Origin of the sequence: Pseudomonas sp. G(2018), assembly GCF_005502415.1 — a bacterium.
GTDB lineage: Bacteria > Pseudomonadota > Gammaproteobacteria > Pseudomonadales > Pseudomonadaceae > Aquipseudomonas.
The window spans coordinates 164944-180124 of the sequence record NZ_SCOO01000007.1; the positions used below are offsets into that span (position 1 = coordinate 164944).

At 61.3% G+C, this 15181-nt stretch carries 15 protein-coding genes and 1 pseudogene; 6 read left to right on the forward strand and 10 right to left on the reverse strand.

What is annotated here, in order from left to right:
- Positions 1 to 3 precede the first annotated feature (3 nt).
- The gene (locus FFS64_RS09800; RefSeq protein WP_137805203.1) at positions 4 to 663 is read right to left on the reverse strand and encodes a TetR/AcrR family transcriptional regulator; all 660 of its coding nucleotides are present in this window, start codon (positions 661 to 663) and stop codon (positions 4 to 6) included.
- A gap of 165 nt (positions 664 to 828) precedes the next feature.
- On the opposite strand from FFS64_RS09800, the gene FFS64_RS09805 reads away from it, so the two are divergent.
- Both FFS64_RS09805 and FFS64_RS09810 read left to right on the forward strand, forming a co-directional pair.
- Complete coding sequence (locus tag FFS64_RS09805; RefSeq protein ID WP_137805204.1) at positions 829 to 1254, forward strand: DUF2871 family protein; 426 nt, start codon at positions 829 to 831, stop codon at positions 1252 to 1254.
- 132 nt (positions 1255 to 1386) lie between these two features.
- The gene (locus FFS64_RS09810; protein WP_137805205.1) at positions 1387 to 1605 is read left to right on the forward strand and encodes a DUF4287 domain-containing protein; all 219 of its coding nucleotides are present in this window, start codon (positions 1387 to 1389) and stop codon (positions 1603 to 1605) included.
- A gap of 123 nt (positions 1606 to 1728) precedes the next feature.
- Here FFS64_RS09810 and FFS64_RS09815 read toward each other — a convergent pair whose 3' ends face one another.
- The 3 genes from FFS64_RS09815 to FFS64_RS09825 are packed head-to-tail and all read right to left on the reverse strand — an operon-like array spanning position 1729 to position 5270.
- Positions 1729 to 2964 (reverse strand): nucleoside permease, encoded by a 1236-nt coding sequence (locus tag FFS64_RS09815; RefSeq protein ID WP_137805206.1) that lies wholly within the window; start codon positions 2962 to 2964, stop codon positions 1729 to 1731.
- 48 nt (positions 2965 to 3012) lie between these two features.
- Positions 3013 to 4107: a sugar phosphate isomerase/epimerase family protein gene (locus FFS64_RS09820; protein ID WP_137805207.1), complete on the reverse strand. Its 1095-nt coding sequence runs from the start codon at positions 4105 to 4107 to the stop codon at positions 3013 to 3015.
- Positions 4104 to 5270, reverse strand: coding sequence for a Gfo/Idh/MocA family protein (locus tag FFS64_RS09825; protein WP_137805208.1), 1167 nt, complete (start codon positions 5268 to 5270; stop codon positions 4104 to 4106). The genes FFS64_RS09820 and FFS64_RS09825 overlap by 4 nt, the downstream gene beginning before the upstream one ends.
- A gap of 175 nt (positions 5271 to 5445) precedes the next feature.
- Here FFS64_RS09825 and FFS64_RS09830 point away from each other — a divergent pair, with 175 nt between their 5' ends.
- A complete protein-coding gene (locus FFS64_RS09830) occupies positions 5446 to 6453 on the forward strand; it encodes a LacI family DNA-binding transcriptional regulator (RefSeq protein WP_137805209.1) in 1008 nt (335 codons plus the stop codon).
- Positions 6454 to 6519: 66 nt separating this feature from the next.
- Here the strand turns inward: FFS64_RS09830 and FFS64_RS32175 are convergent.
- From FFS64_RS32175 to FFS64_RS09850, 3 genes and pseudogenes are all read right to left on the reverse strand, one after another.
- Positions 6520 to 7083 (reverse strand): annotated as a pseudogene (locus FFS64_RS32175) (methyl-accepting chemotaxis protein); the annotation flags it as partial.
- Between the two features lie 195 nt (positions 7084 to 7278).
- Positions 7279 to 7617, reverse strand: coding sequence for a hypothetical protein (locus FFS64_RS09845; protein ID WP_137805211.1), 339 nt, complete (start codon positions 7615 to 7617; stop codon positions 7279 to 7281).
- A 132-nt stretch (positions 7618 to 7749) separates the two neighbouring features.
- The gene (locus tag FFS64_RS09850; RefSeq protein WP_137805212.1) at positions 7750 to 8247 is read right to left on the reverse strand and encodes a helix-turn-helix domain-containing protein; all 498 of its coding nucleotides are present in this window, start codon (positions 8245 to 8247) and stop codon (positions 7750 to 7752) included.
- Between the two features lie 99 nt (positions 8248 to 8346).
- Between FFS64_RS09850 and FFS64_RS09855 the strand changes: the two genes are divergently transcribed.
- Both FFS64_RS09855 and FFS64_RS09860 read left to right on the forward strand, forming a co-directional pair.
- Positions 8347 to 8970 carry an isochorismatase family cysteine hydrolase gene (locus FFS64_RS09855; RefSeq protein WP_137805213.1) on the forward strand — a complete coding sequence of 208 codons (624 nt, stop codon included), beginning with the start codon at positions 8347 to 8349 and terminating at the stop codon, positions 8968 to 8970.
- 8 nt (positions 8971 to 8978) lie between these two features.
- A complete protein-coding gene (locus FFS64_RS09860; RefSeq protein ID WP_137805214.1) occupies positions 8979 to 10544 on the forward strand; it encodes an aldehyde dehydrogenase (NADP(+)) in 1566 nt (521 codons plus the stop codon).
- A 111-nt stretch (positions 10545 to 10655) separates the two neighbouring features.
- Here FFS64_RS09860 and FFS64_RS09865 read toward each other — a convergent pair whose 3' ends face one another.
- The 3 genes from FFS64_RS09865 to FFS64_RS09875 all read right to left on the reverse strand — a co-directional run bounded on the left by FFS64_RS09865 (position 10656) and on the right by FFS64_RS09875 (position 13795).
- Positions 10656 to 11726 carry a GGDEF domain-containing protein gene (locus tag FFS64_RS09865; RefSeq protein WP_256660430.1) on the reverse strand — a complete coding sequence of 357 codons (1071 nt, stop codon included), beginning with the start codon at positions 11724 to 11726 and terminating at the stop codon, positions 10656 to 10658.
- A 154-nt stretch (positions 11727 to 11880) separates the two neighbouring features.
- Positions 11881 to 12786, reverse strand: a complete 906-nt coding sequence (locus tag FFS64_RS09870) for a hypothetical protein (protein WP_137805215.1) — start codon at positions 12784 to 12786, stop codon at positions 11881 to 11883.
- A gap of 85 nt (positions 12787 to 12871) precedes the next feature.
- Entirely contained in the window at positions 12872 to 13795 is a 924-nt protein-coding gene (locus tag FFS64_RS09875) for a LysR family transcriptional regulator (protein ID WP_137805216.1), read from the reverse strand.
- Positions 13796 to 13969: 174 nt separating this feature from the next.
- Between FFS64_RS09875 and FFS64_RS09880 the strand changes: the two genes are divergently transcribed.
- Positions 13970 to 15109 carry an iron-containing alcohol dehydrogenase gene (locus FFS64_RS09880; RefSeq protein WP_137805217.1) on the forward strand — a complete coding sequence of 380 codons (1140 nt, stop codon included), beginning with the start codon at positions 13970 to 13972 and terminating at the stop codon, positions 15107 to 15109.
- Positions 15110 to 15181: the final 72 nt, after the last annotated feature.

A 15181-nucleotide genomic window follows, 5' to 3' on the forward strand; every position in this document is an offset into this window, starting at 1 on the left:
GCGCTACGGCTTGCCGCGCTTGCGCCGCGCCTGTTCATCCTCCGCCAGCGCCTGACGAACCAGCGCCCGGGCCGCCCAGGCCGCGGCATCGAGTGACTCTTCGACACTCGCGCCACTGATATCGCGCACGGCGATCAGCGCCTCGGTGCCCATGACGATCGACAGCGCCTGCTTCAGGCGTTTGCGCGCCCGAGGTGTGAGCTCATCCTTCAGCGAATCGACAATCGGCTCAATGTAGCTCATGCGTCGCCCGGGCCGCAGGGGCGCCTCGTGGGACTCGTTTTCGAGCCACACCGTCATGAACGAACGCTCCATCACATGCAGGCCGATCTCGTCGTCGATCAACAGTTTGTTCAAGGCGTTCGCCGCCAGGCCAATGCCCTTTACCGGATCGTCTCCCGGCCGCCAGAAGCGCTCCAACGGCTGCATGTCACGATCGGCCGCCGTTTCGCTGATCAACGCCTCAGGCGAGGGAAAGTAGCGATACGCCGTGGCGCGCGACACCCTCGCACGTTCGGCCACTTGGGCAACGGTAGGGTTAAGGCCCTCGTCGCGCAGTTCGACGGCGGCCTCGATAAGCGCCTGGCGCGTTCGGTTGCGTTGGTTGGCGCGACCTTGGGAATCGCCGTTCGGGTCCGACGGGCTTGACTTCTGACTGGACATGGAATAAATGATACTCCGTCTTGTAATGAGACTTGAGTCTCACAATGGAACTTAAGTCTCATGATAGACATGTGGCAAGCACGGCACAACCACCGCGCCGGGCTTGACGACTTCACATCATTTTTCAGCAACTGAGCGCGCCTCAGGGCGCATGAGGTGAATGCCATGAATCACAATCCCCGTTCGCGGACCTGGTTTCGGCTCGCTGCCCTCTACTTTGCCATTGGCGTGCTGCTGGGTGTGGCGATGGGCGCTTCCGGCGACCACTCGCTCTTCGCGGTACATGCCCATATCAATCTGTTGGGATGGGTGTCGATGGCCCTGTTCGGACTCATCTGCGCAGTGCACCCGTCCATCACCGAAGGGCGAGCTGCTGCCGCACAATTCTGGATGTACAACGTCGGTGTCCCGGTGATGCTCGGCGCACTGACGCTGCGCCTCAAGGGCTTCCCGTCAGTCGAGCCCTTGATTGCCATCGCCTCGATTCTCATTGGCTGCAGTGTGCTGCTTTTTGTATGGCTGGTGTTCTCGCGCATCGGTGCAACGGCCGGATACCTGGGCAGTGCGACGGGGGAATCACGCCTGTCATGATGCGTCCTGCATTTGCTCGGCACTGAGCAAAATGTTGCCAATCCTGGGCCCTTAAGCTGTGAAGTGGTCCCAGGAATGGCAAATGGCTAACCTTGCCTATACTGCTTTCGAAACAAAAATGGAGATTGCAGCATGACCGAAGAGCAGAAAGTAAAAGGACCAGCGTCGTACTTTCCCTCGATTGAGAAAAAGTATGGGCAGCCCATTTCCCACTGGCTGAATGTACTCAAAACCGTCAGTGGCAAGAAGCATATGGAAATGGTGGCCTTGCTCAAAACCGAACACGGCATGGGCCATGGCCATGCCAACGCTTTGGTTGCGTACCATTTAGCCAGCGCTAAAGACGATTGACGACGCACCAGCCCGCGTCTGCATCCAGTTCCTGCGGGTTGCCAAGGCGCAGTATGGGGATGCGTTTGATCAGCGCCGCTCCCCGCGGCTGATACCGGGGGGAGCGGCGACGATCCCGTGGGCTCAGACCGTCGCTTGCGCCACCGCCGCTTGCCGTTCCTTGAACGCCAGGAAAAAACAGAAAAAGATCGCCAGGGCAAACCCGGCCGGGAACAGCCAGATGTGCTTCCAGTCGTGACCGCCCGCCGTCGCGGCGTAGTGATCCGTCACCTGCCCCGCCACCCAGAAGCCGATCAGCATGCCCAGGCCGTAGGTCGCCAGGGTAATCAACCCCTGGGCGGAGCTGCGAAAACGTTCCGAAGCCTTGGCGTCGGTGTAGATCTGCCCGGACACGAAGAAGAAGTCATAACAGATGCCGTGCAAGGCGATACCGGTGAAGAGCATGAAAGCCAGGTCGCCATTGTTGCCGTAGGCGAACAACAGGTAGCGCAACGCCCACGCCAGCATGCCCACCAGCAACGCAATCTTGATCCCGAAGCGGTGGATGAACAGTGGCAGCAGCAGCATGAACAGCACTTCGGAGACCTGCCCGATGGCCATTTTCGCCGTGGGGTTGGTCACGCCGATTTCCGCCAGGAACGGGTTGGCATTCTGGTAATAAAACGCCAGGGGAATGCAGATCAGGATAGAGGCGATGAAGAACACCAGATAGCTGCGATCCTTGAGCAACCCCAGGGCGTCCAGTCCGAGCATCTGCTTGAGGCCGCCATTGCCGGTCTCGTCTTTCAGTGGCGCGGTGCGTGGCAAGGTGAAGCTGTAGAGGCCCAGCAGCAAGGAGGCAATGGCCGACATCAGGAAGGTGTTGCGCAACCCGCCCGTCGCAATCGCGGCCTGGGAGTCCCAGGCAAACACAAAGCTGATCACCAGACCGGCGACGATCCAGCCGAGGGTGCCCCACACGCGGATCCGCGAAAACTCCAGCGCCGGGTCGCTCATCTGCCGGAACGCCACGGAATTGACCAGGGCCAAGGTGGGCATGTAGATCATCATGTACGCCAGCACATAGGGATAAAACGTGCTGAAGTCCGGCGCCCGATACAGTTGATAGAGCAACACCGCGCCCACCAGGTGCAGCACCGCGAGGATGCGTTCGGCATTGAAAAAGCGGTCGGCGATCAGACCGATCACGAACGGCGCGATGATCGCCCCCCAGGACTGGGTCGAGAACGCCATGCCGATCTGTCCGCCACTGGCGCCCAGGGTGCTGGCGAGAAAGGTGCCGAGGGTGACGAACCACCCCCCCCAGATAAAGAACTGCAAGAACATCATTGCGCTTAATCGCGCGGTCATCGTCGTCATAACAGTCACCGTCTTATTGTTGTTTTGTTCTGCGAGAGAGGATCGGTTTCAGGCGTCCGGCAGCCCCAACAGTCGTCGATTGAACGCCGCGTCGGCGGACACGCTGGCGAAATCATCGAACGCCTTGCCGGTCTTGCGGATCATGTGCCGCTCGATGAATGCCGCACCTTCTGCGGCGCCTTGCGCGGAGTCCTTCAGGCAGCATTCCCACTCCAGCACGGCCCAGCCGCTGTAGTTGTATTGAGTCAGCTTGCTGAAGATTGATTTGAAATCGATCTGGCCATCGCCCAGGGATCGGAAGCGCCCCGGGCGTTCGACCCAACCTTGATACCCGCCGTACACACCGGAACGGGCATCCGGGCGAAACTCGGCGTCCTTGACGTGGAACATGCGGATGCGCGCGTGGTAGCGATCGATGAAGCCGAGGTAGTCCATTTGCTGCAGCAGCAGGTGGCTGGGGTCATACAGAATTGCAGCGCGGGGATGGTGATCGACCGCCTCCAGAAACTGCTCGAACGAGGCGCCGTCGTGCAGGTCTTCGCCGGGGTGGATCTCGTAGCACAGGTCGACACCGGCCTCTTCGAAACAATCGAGAATCGGCAACCAGCGCCGGGCCAGTTCGGCAAAACCTTGCTCGACCAACCCGCTCGGCCGCTGCGGCCAAGGGTAGATATAGGGCCAGAGCAAGGCGCCGGAAAAGGTCGCATGGGCTTTCAAACCCAGGCGCTGACTGGCGCGGGCGGCCAGTTTCAATTGGTCGATGGCCCAGGCGGTGCGCGCCTCGGGCTGGCCGCGCAAATGAGCGGGTGCGAAGTCATCGAACAGCGTGTCGAACGCCGGGTGCACCGCCACCAATTGGCCTTGCAGATGCGTCGACAATTCACTGATCTCGACACCGGCCTGGGCACAGACGGCTTTCAATTCGTCGCAGTAGCTCTGGCTTTCGGCCGCCCGTGCAAGATCGATGAATTGCGTGCCCAGGGTCGGCAACTGAATGGCTTTGTAGCCTTGGGATGCCGCCCACCGGGCGATGTTGGCCAGGGTGTCGAAAGGCGCTTGGGCGGACATGAACTGCGCGAGAAAAATCCCCGGACCACGCAGGCCGGTTGAGGTTTGAGAGGTCACGGTCGTCTCCGGATTCATGGGTGGCACCCCAGTTCGGTCCACTTGGCGTCGCCGCGATGGTTGGCGATGGCCGTCTCGATGAACGCCATGCCGCGCAGGCCGACGTCAATTCCGGGCACGCCCGGAGCATCGTGCCCGGCGACCTCGCCACGGATGGCATTGGCGAGGTCGCCGTAGAGGTTGGCCATGGCTTCGAGATAGCCCTCGGGATGCCCGGCGGGCAGGCGCATGCGCTGGCTGGCGGCCTCGCACAACCACGGCTGGCCGACGCCGGAGCGCAAGATGCGCAAGGGTTGATCGAGGGTGCGATGGATCAGGCTGGCGGGTTCTTCCTGACGCCACTCCAGCCCACCCTTGTCACCGTATACACGGATTTTCAGCGGGTTCTCTTCGCCGGCGCAGACTTGACTGGCGATCAGCACCCCACTGGCACCGTCGGCCATCTTGAACAACATCGAGGCGTCATCGTCCAGCTGCCGACCCTCGATGTGTACGCCCAACATCGCGCTCAAATGCTGGATAGGCCGGTCCGCGACAAACTCGGCCAGGGAAAAGGCATGGGTACCGATGTCCCCGATGCAGCCGCCCAACCCGGACTGTTCGGGCAGGTCGCGCCACGCTGCCTGCTTGTTGCCCTGCCCGGCCACATCCTGGCTGAGCCAGCCCTGAGGGTATTCGACGATCACCTTGCGCACGGCGCCGATCACGCCGCTGCGCACCATGTCGCGCGCCTGCCAGACCATCGGATAACCCAGATAGGTATGGGCCAGGCCGTATAGGCGGTTGCTGCGTTCGACCACGGTTTTGAGTGCGATTAACTCGGCCAGATTCAGCGCCGCCGGTTTTTCGCTGAACACATGGAATCCGGCGCTCAAAGCCTGGCTGGCCACCGGCGCGTGCAGGTGATTGGGGGTGACGATCACCACCAACTCCAGGCGTTGCTCGGCGGGCAATGCACGTTCGGCCTCGAGCATCTGCCGCCAGTCGCTGTAGCAGCGTGATGCCGGCAAGCCCAGCGCCACGCCGGTGTTCTGATTGTTTACGGCATCGCGGCTGAACGCACCGCACACCAGTTCAAAACGGCCATCGAGCCCGGCGGCCTGACGGTGGGCCTTTGCGATGAAGGCACCTTCGCCGCCTCCGACAAAGCCCATTCTTATTTTTGGCACGGCAGCGTTCATCGCAAAAGCTCTCTGTTTGCTGGAAACCGGTCATGATGTAACCGGTTACATCGTGCCCGAAATTTAGGCGCAGTCGGGCGAAGTGTCAAACTGCGGATTAACATCCACGGACATTTCAGTGCACCGGCGACCTGCGGTAAGCTCGCCGGCCGTGTGATCCGCTAACGAGGTGGTCTTGTCCAATATCCGTGAAGTAGCCCGGCTGGCCGGCGTCTCGGTGGCCACGGTGTCAAGGACACTGAAGTCACCCGAGCGTGTGCTCCCCGAAACCCGGGACAAGGTCAACGCCGCCGTGGAACAGGCCGGTTACCGACCGAACCTGATGGCGGTGCAGTTTCGTTCGCGTCGCACGGGCAACCTGGTGATTCTGGTGCCGGCCATCGCCAACACTTTTTTCGCCCGGGTTATCAGCGGCGCGCAACAGGCTGCACAGGCCGCCCATTATCGTTTGCTGCTGTGCGACACCCAGGGCCGCGAGGACATCGAAAGAGAATTCGCCGAACTGGTGTACAACCATCAGGCCGACGGCGTGATCCAGTTGCGCGCCTTCGATCCGTTTACAGAGCCCTTCCCCAACGCCGAATTCGCGCCCATCGTCAACGCCTGCGAAGTGATTCAGGGCGGGCGGCACCCGACGATCAGCCTCGACAACCGTGCCGCTGCCAAGGCCATGACCGATCACCTGATCGAACTCGGTCACCGGCGGATCGGCCTGATCAAAGGCCCGAAAAGCAGCCCGCTGACCCGCGATCGCGTGGCCGGTTATCAGGATGCATTGCTCGAGGCTGGAATCGATTGCGACCCGACACTGATCTGTCACGGTGACTTCAGCCTGAAGGCCGGTCATGACGGTGCCGCCGCGATGCTGGCATTGCCCGAACGCCCCACCGCGCTGTTCTGTGAAAACGATGAAATGGCCATCGGTGCGTTGAAACGCATCAAGCAACAGGGCTTGCGTGTACCCGAGGATATTTCCCTGGTGGGGTTCGACGACATTCCTTTTGCGGCCTATTGCGACCCGCCGCTGACCACTATCGCCCAGCCTGCTGAAGTGTTCGGCCAGAAAGCCGTCGAAATGCTGATCGCATTGATCGAGAAAAAACCGTTGGCGCAGCGGCATGTGGTCCTGCCGTTCGAGTTGACGTTGCGCGGCAGCACGGCGGCGGTGCCACCGGCAAACTAGTGTCGCCTGACACACCGCTTCGCCGACTTGCTGAACGTTGGCCACGGTGTTGCGTACGTCCGAACCGATGGCACCGATCATCTCGCCGATTTCACCGGTCGAACGACTGGTGCGTTCGGCCAGTTGACGCACTTCATCGACCACCACGGCAAAACCACGCCCCTGCTCTCCTGCCCGCGCCGCTTCGATTGCCGCATTGAGGGCCAACAGATTGGTCTGATCGGCAATGCTGCGAATCACCGCGATGATCCCTGCTATCTGCTGCGAGCGTTTTCCCAGATCGCCCACCGCACCGGCGACCACGTCCATGGTCTGGTCGATATGGGTGATGCCGGCCAGGGTCTGGCTCATGTCGGTGGAAATGTTGGTGGTCAGCACCTCGGTATTGCGCGCCAGTTGCTCCACGTCTTCAGCCTGCTGGGACATCTCGGTCACCGAATGCGCCAGTGCGGTGACGCCGCTGGCCATCTCTTCGGTGGCGGTGTGCTGCGAAGTCGCCCGATCGGCCACGGCCTGAGTGGTATCGCCCAGGTGATTGGAGATCTGCATCAGTGCCGTGCTGCTGTGGCGAATCGAACCCACCAGATCGCCCAGGCGCTGGATGAATTGGTTGAACGCGCAGGCCAACTGGAACCGTGCCAGTGGCACAGTGAAGTCCGAGGCGTTGAGCGGTTACACCCCGGAAAATGCCGACAACCAGTATTACTACCGGCCACTGGTGTTCAATCAAGAAAATGGCTGGAGAAAATTCGGCTACAAACACCCATCCAGACACGTCCGGCAAGAACGTGCCCAGGGGATGAAACGAGTCTTTTTTGTCAGCGCTTACAGGCACGCCTGCGCAGCACGCTCCAGTGAGGAAGCCCCGAACGTCGATGCCAGCAGCGCGCGTTCGTACAAGTACACCTTGCCACCCTCTGACGTCTTGTACGCCTCGAGTACATCGTTGGCCGTGACCTTGCTCGACACCACAATTCGATAGCTTCGCTGGGTTTCCGAGACCGTCGCGTGCAGCGAATCTTCCTGCAGTTTCGGCAAGACGCATTGCGCGTAATCCACGGGCGCCTTTTTCGTCTGCAAGGTCAGGGTCGGGTCGTTAGGGGTAGAAGCACAGCCCGACAACAGCAAGGATGCGGCAATAGCCAGTCGGGAAATCATGTTCATCGCGCCAATTCCTGGAGAAGCGTTTTTAGGTAGGCGCGATTTTCCTTGTTTCCCGGATACAACAGAACTTGTGATGGGTGATGGTCACTATTATTCGAACGAATAGTAAAAAACCGTGCTGTCTGTACCTCCTCACTTCTCCTTGAACGCTTCACGCCGTGCCTGTCGCTCCTGGACATAGGCTGGCGAAGGCTCGCTGACCAGCTCTTCCCGACGCAATAGTTCGCCGCAGTACTCGCAAAGCGGCCCTAAACCGGCGAGATGACCACAGGTCCGGTGGGTATAACGCACCGCCAACTCTTCCGCCTCCGATTTGCACCAGGTTTCTCCCCAGGCACGCAGGGCCAGCACCACCGAGTAAAACGCCTCGCCCTTAGCGGTCAGGTGATATTCGTAACGCAGCGGCCGTTCGTTGTAGGGGCGACGCTCGACCATCCCGTCCGACTCCAGGCTTTTCAAGCGCGCAGCGACCATCTGCGGCGTACCTCCTGTCTGCGCCTGGATCTCGTCGTATCGATGGTTGCGCATGAACAACTCGCGCAACACCAAGACCGTCCATCGATCTCCGACGATGTCCTCGGCCCGTGCAATCGGGCACAAAGTTTCGGGACTACTCTTTTTTACGGCCATGCAGGCTTGCCTCTTTCACAGTAACTATGATTATCATATCAACACCCTGCCGGGGCAAGCCCTTGGCACAGGTCAGCCAACCTCTCTGGAGAATTCGTCATGTCGAACGCTGCCTACCCGCTGGATCGCACCGCCTACCTGCTAGTCGATCCCTACAACGATTTCCTGTCCGAAGGTGGCCGGGTCTTTCCCTTGATCAAGCCGATCGCCGAGCAGGTCGACCTGCTCGATAACCTGCGAGCCCTGGATCGCACTGTTCGCGCCCTGGACATTCAGGTGGTCATCGTACCGCACCGTCGCTGGGAAAAAGGCGACTACGAAAACTGGGATCACCCAAGTCCTTCCCAATGCAAGATCCAACACATGCACCACTTCGCCCGCGGCGAATGGGGTGGCGAATGGCACCCCGATTTCGCACCGAAGGAAGGCGACATCATCGCCTCGGAGCATTGGGGCTCGAGCGGTTTTGCCAACACCGACCTGGATTTTCGCCTCAAGCAAAAAGGCATCACCCACGTGATCATCGTCGGTCTGCTGGCCAATACCTGCATCGAAGCCACCGCCCGTTACGCCCAGGAACTGGGCTACCACGTCACCCTGGTGCGCGACGCTACCGCCGCGTTCAAGCCGGAAATGATGCACGCCGCCCATGAGTTGAACGGTCCTACTTTCGCCCATTCGATTGTGACGACCGAGCAACTCATCGCCACCCTGCAGCCGTGAGACCAAACATGAAATTGACTGGAAACCTCCTGATTGGCAACCGTGAAGTCCCTGCCAGCGAAGGCACCATGAAGGCGCTCAACCCCGCCTCCAATCAGTGTATCGAACCGGATTTCGCCTTCGGCGGCATCGCCGATGTCGACCTGGCGGCGAACCTTGCCGACGAGGCATTCGACCTTTACAGCCATACCTCGCTTGCCGAGCGTTCGGCGTTCCTTGAGCGCATCGCCGACAACCTTGAGGCCGTGAGCCAGGAACTGGCGGCACGCACGGCGCTGGAAACCGGTTTGCCCCAGGCCCAGTTTTTAGGCGAAGTCGCCAGGGCCGCCACCCAGTTCCGTCAGTTCGCCGATGTCGTTCGCAAAGGACGTTTTCTGCATCTGGCCATCGATCCCGCCCAGCCCGATCGCCAGCCACGCCCGCGCATGGATCACCGCCTGCAGAAAATCGCCATCGGCCCAGTGGCCGTTTTCGGGGCGAGTAATTTCCCCATCAGCTACTCGGTGGCCGGGGGCGATACCGCCTCGGCACTGGCAGCGGGCGCAACGGTCATCGTCAAGGCCCATAACGCTCACCCGGGTTCCTCGGAAATCCAGGCCCGCGCCATCCTCAAGGCCGTGCAGGAAAGCGGCTTGCCGGAAGGCGTGTTCTCGATGGTGCGTGGTGGCGGCAACGCCATCGGCGAGGCCCTGGTCGACCACCCGTTGATCACGTCCGTGACCTTCACCGGTTCCGAACAGGGCGGCATGGCCCTGTATCGCCGCGCGCAACTGCGCCCTGACCCGATCCCGGTGTTTACCGAGATGACCAGCGTCAACCCGACGTTCATCCTGGCCCAGGCACTCGCGACACAAGGGGCGCAGATCGGTGACGGCTTTGTCGAGCGCATGCTGGTCAATGTTGGCCAGGCCTGCCTCAAACCGGCGATCCTGATCGCGGTCGAAGGCCCGGGCTTCGAGGCATTGCGTACCGCCATGGTCAAGCGCGTGACCGATGCACCGGCGCGGCCGATGCTGACGCCAGGGATTCACGGGGCTTACCTCAGTGGCCTCGACCAGTTGCAAAGCGCCGGTGCAACCCTGGTTGCCATCGGCTCGGTAGCCCATGCCGACCTTGATGGGCGATCAGCATTGCTTGAAGTCGACGGCCAGCGTTTCCTGGCCGAGAAAGCATTGGCCCATGAAGTCTTCGGGCCGGCGGCACTGCTGGTGAAGGTCAAGGATGAGGCCGAGATGTTTGCGGTCGCCCGCTCGCTTCGCGGTCAGCTCAGCGCGACGCTGCATCTGGAGGAAGGAGACATGGAACTGGCCCGGCGTTTGTTGCCGGTGCTGGAGCGGCGCACCGGACGGATCGTGGTCAACGCCTTCGCCCATCCACAGGAAGTGTCCTTCGCCACCATCCATGGCGGACCGTTCCCGGCTTCGTCGGACAGCCGCTTCACCTCGGTGGGCATGACCTCCATCGAACGCTTCCTGCGCCCGGTGACGTACCAGGGCTTCCCGGATGCGTTGCTGCCGCAAGCACTGCGTGAACTCAATCCCTTGGGATTGCCGCGTAGCGTGGAGGGTCAATAACCGATATGTGGGAGCGAGCCTGCTCGCGAAGGGGCCGTATCAGTCACCCACGATGGCAGATGCCAGCCCGCCTTCGCGAGCAGGCTCGCTCCCACAGGTAATCGGGTCAGGTCAGGAGTACGTGGTTGCCGGGGCTTTCTGCATGGCACACACCCGGTTCCGCCCATCACGCTTGGCCTGGTACAACCCGTCATCGGCACGGGTCAGCAAGCTTTCCAGATTGTCACCAGGTTGCACGAAGGCCACGCCGAAGGACGCGGTGATGGTGTCCAGCACGGTGTCGGTGCCCCGCGCCTTGATCCGCAACGACTGGACCTTCAGGCGCAACAGCTCGGCGAAGGCGCAGGCGCTGTCGAGGTTGGCGCAGTCTTCGAGTACTACACAGAACTCTTCGCCGCCGTAACGCGCGGCAAAGGTGTTGGGTGCCAGCGCACCGCGCAACACCTGACCGACATGCTGCAATACCCGGTCGCCCAACGGGTGACCATATTGATCGTTGAATTGCTTGAAGTGATCGATGTCCAGCATCACCAGCGCCACACGCGCGGTGCCCTTGGCCAACGCCTGCTCCAGCATGCGGGTGAAAGCCGTCCGGTTCAGCAGTTCGGTCAAGCCATCCAGCGTCGCCGCTTGTTGCGCACGCTCCAGTTTGTCGCGCAGGGTCTTGATCTCGTTTTGCGCCGAATACAGTTGGGAAAGGAACTGCTCCTGCTGACGCTGCATCAGCCGGGTACTCTGTTGCAGTTCGTTCAAGATGCCCGGCAAGCGATCGCTGACCGGCTCCTCAAGCATCTCCAGGCACTCCCCGAGTCGGTTCTGAAAATTGACACTACCTTTGACGCTGCGCGAGACATCGCGCTCCATGCCATCGACCAGGCTGATGACCTGCTGCTGCTCCGCGCGGGCATCTTCCAGCTCGTCACGGATGATGTACTCGCGAAACAACCGGGTCGCGGATTCCGGCGGGCAACCGTCGAAGTCTCTGACGACCCGGTCCAGATGGCGATTGAGCTCCGGTTCCTGGCCTTTGCTGTAGGTGTACCACAGCGCGTAATGCACCGGATTGGGCGGGATATTGTGGCGAACCATCAGGGGAACGGCTTGCTTGAGCAGCGCCGCCGCCTCGCGGGAGTCTTCCGGATAAAGCGCTAGAACATTCGCACGCGATTCAGATTGGCTCATAACATCACTGTGTTTGTTAATCATTGGCATTAAAGCAGCGCGCTGAGCATACCGATACGCCTGACAAACGGCTATCCCGGCTTTGTTTTGCACATGATTTTTATGAGCGTCACAACCCCCTGTGGGAGCGGGCTTGCTCGCTCCCACAATGGGTCTAGTGGTGTTCTGGCGGGTTGTAAGGCTCGATAAATCCGCAACCGAGGATTTCGTTCAGGCGCCTGGCATCGCTCAAACGCCGAAACAGCCCCGGCGTCATCCACGGCGCATGACCGTCAACATTGGGCGCCCCCAATCCGGTCCGCAGATCGTCGATCAGAATCGAGCGGGTTTCGAAGGAGATCCGCGTCAATCCGCTGCTGTTGCCGACGCCGACATGGGCATGCGCGCCGGAAAAGGCAATCAGGCTGCCCGGTGCGATATCGACGGCAATGCCCTGCTGCGGATCGATCGCCTCCAGCAGATGCGGGATGGCCTCATCGGCATCCACCGCGTTGCGACCGTCGCGATGGGAGCGTTGCAAAATCGCCTGCATGTCGAACTCCGCACTGGAATTGAGCAGCGGTCGCTGCCACAACGCCGGATACAAGGCGAAGGTGCGCCCCGTGGTGATTGGATAAATCGGTGCCCACCAATTGGTCTGGGCATACAGATTCGAGCCCCAGGTGTCGCGGTGAAAGGCGATGGTGGCCGTGGTGCGGGCGCGTGGCGCGACGTGCTGCGGCTCACGGTGCGGCTGAAAACGCAGGTGCAAGCGATCGCAAGCCAGGGTGTCCAGGTCAATCCCGATGCTCTCGACGACAGCCTGCCAGCGCCGCTGGACTTCGGCAGAGCTGGCGAAAGCGTTCTGGCACCGGGAAAAACGTACGGTCTGCTCGCTGTGGCTCAGGTGACGATGAATCGCTTGCGGCGACCACGGATGCAGCGCCTCCTCGAGCAACTCACGGGCGACCGCCACCAGCGCCGCCATGGCCGGCAAGTCAGTGACGCGAATGATCTCCCCGGCATAGATCCGGTCGTGAAACTGCCGAGCGCCGCCCGGTATGTCCAGCGCACTGTACATGGCCTGAAGTCCCCTGGAATGCGCCTCTGACTCTAGCGCCGCACCCTCACTGCGCAAAGGCTCAGCTGAAGCAAAAAGCAGCGGATCAGCCCGGATTCAACAACGCCTGGCGCAGCAGCCTGGCCGCCGGTGAATCCGGCACGCCTTTGCGCGAAACCAGCTCATACGGCTCGCTGCGTGAGGTAATGGCCAGCGGCAGCGTGGTGGTGAAACCGTTGCCGGAACAGAAGTTCGCCACGTCCGTCGAGACCAGCGCCACCAGCGTCGGGTTCTCCTGCAACAACGACAGCGTGGCAAAGGCCGACGTGGTTTCCAGCAAGTGTACCGGGAAGCGCAGGTTGGCTTCGTGAAACTCCCGTTCCAGCAGCAGGCGCATGGGCATGTTGGCGCGATAAACCACCCAGCGATAATCCACCAGATCCTTCAAGGTCAGCCTCCTGGCATAGGCGAATGGATGCTGGGTGCTGGCGATCACCGCCAGGGTTTCCTCGACGAAAGTCGCGCTCTCATACAGATAGGGTGTGGTGCTGATGGTGGTACGACAGATCGCCAGGTCCAGCCGTCCGGCGTCGAGTTGGCCCAGCAGTGCGGCGCTGGTGTCTTCGACGATCTCCACGGACATTTTCGGGTTGTCGGCGATCACCCGGCTGATCGCCGTGGTCAGCAGCGGCACGGCGCCCATGATGGTGCCCACCGACACGCGCCCGCCCTCGCCGCTCATGATGCCGATGATCTCTTCGCGCAGGTGAGCAAGATCGGTCTGGATCAACCGCGCGTAACGAATCACCGAGCGCCCGGCATCGTTTGGCTCAAGCCCGCGGTTAGTGCGGGTGAACAGCGAAGTGCCGAAGGTGGTTTCGATTTCCTGCAGCGCCTTGCTCGCGCCGGGCTGGGTCAGGGACACCTGCTTGGCCGCGCCCAGCAAGGAGCCGTGCTCATCAAGGGCTATCAACAAGCGCAATTGCTTGATGTGCAAACGGGACATGATCGAGTTGAGTGAGGGCGTCATCAGGGTTAACTAGAAGTTATAGAGGTATCGAAAGTTGTCAGTATCGGGGTCACCACGACGGCCCTATAGTCCGCTCCACAGTCAGGCAATGCAATGGGTTTGACCATAACGCCACCGCGCTACCGCCGCGAACCGATTGCAACAATAACAATCCTGTATAACTTGTGGTGAATCATGTCCCTCATCAATTACGTCACCAAAATCCAGTTCGGCTACGACAGCCTGGCGCACCTGGCCGCCGAAGCCGAGCGTGCCGGCATTACCCGTGCGCTGATTGTCACCGACCTGGGCGTGCGCAATGCCGGCATCGTCGACAAGGTCATCGCTGCCCTCGGCGCCAACCGCCCTTACACGATCTTCGACGCGACCCCACCCAACCCGAACGAACACGCCGTACGTGAAGCGGTCGCGCTATACCGCCAGGGCGAGTGCGACGGCATCATCGCGGTTGGCGGTGGCTCCTCCATCGACTTGGCCAAAGGTGTGGCGGTGTGCGCCACCCATAATGGCCCGCTGCAAAGCTTTGCGGTGATCGAGGGTGGACTGGAACGCATCACCTCGGCCACCGCGCCGTTGATCGCGATCCCGACCACCGCCGGTACCGGCAGCGAAGTCGGCCGAGGGGCCATTCTGATTCTCGACGACGGTCGCAAGGTCGGCGTGATCTCCCCCTATGTCGTACCCCGCGTGGCCATCTGCGATCCCGAGCTGACCCTCGGCCTTCCCCCGATGCTCACGGCCGCCACCGGCATGGATGCCATCGCCCATTGCATCGAGACCTTCATGGCACCCGCCTTCAATCCGGCTGCGGACGGCATCGCCCTCGACGGCCTGTGGCGCGCCTGGAGCCACATCGAACGTGCTACCGCCGAGCCCGGTGATCGCCAGGCGCGGTTGAACATGATGAGTGCGTCGATGCAGGGCGCACTGGCGTTCCAGAAAGGCCTGGGCTGCGTACACAGCCTGTCCCACGCCCTTGGCGGGATCAATCCGAAACTGCACCACGGTACCTTGAACGCGATATTCCTGCCGGCGGTGGTGCACTTCAACGCCGACTCCCCCACCGTGCGCGACGAGCAAAAGCTCGAACGCCTGCGCCATGCCATGGGTCTGGCAGCCGACGCCAACATCGGCTCGGCCATCGAGGCCATGACCCGGCGCCTGGGCCTGCCGACCCGCCTGAGCGAAATCGGCGTCGACGAAAGCCTGTTCGAGCACATCATCGAGGGCGCGCTGCACGATCACAGCCACAAGACCAACCCGCGCGAGGCATCCAGCGCGGATTACCTGACGATGCTCCGGCAATCGCTGTAAGCACCGCCGCACCCTGCTTTCCAACAATAAAAATTCAGGAGGCCAACCCATCGCCGCAATCACGCTTACGTT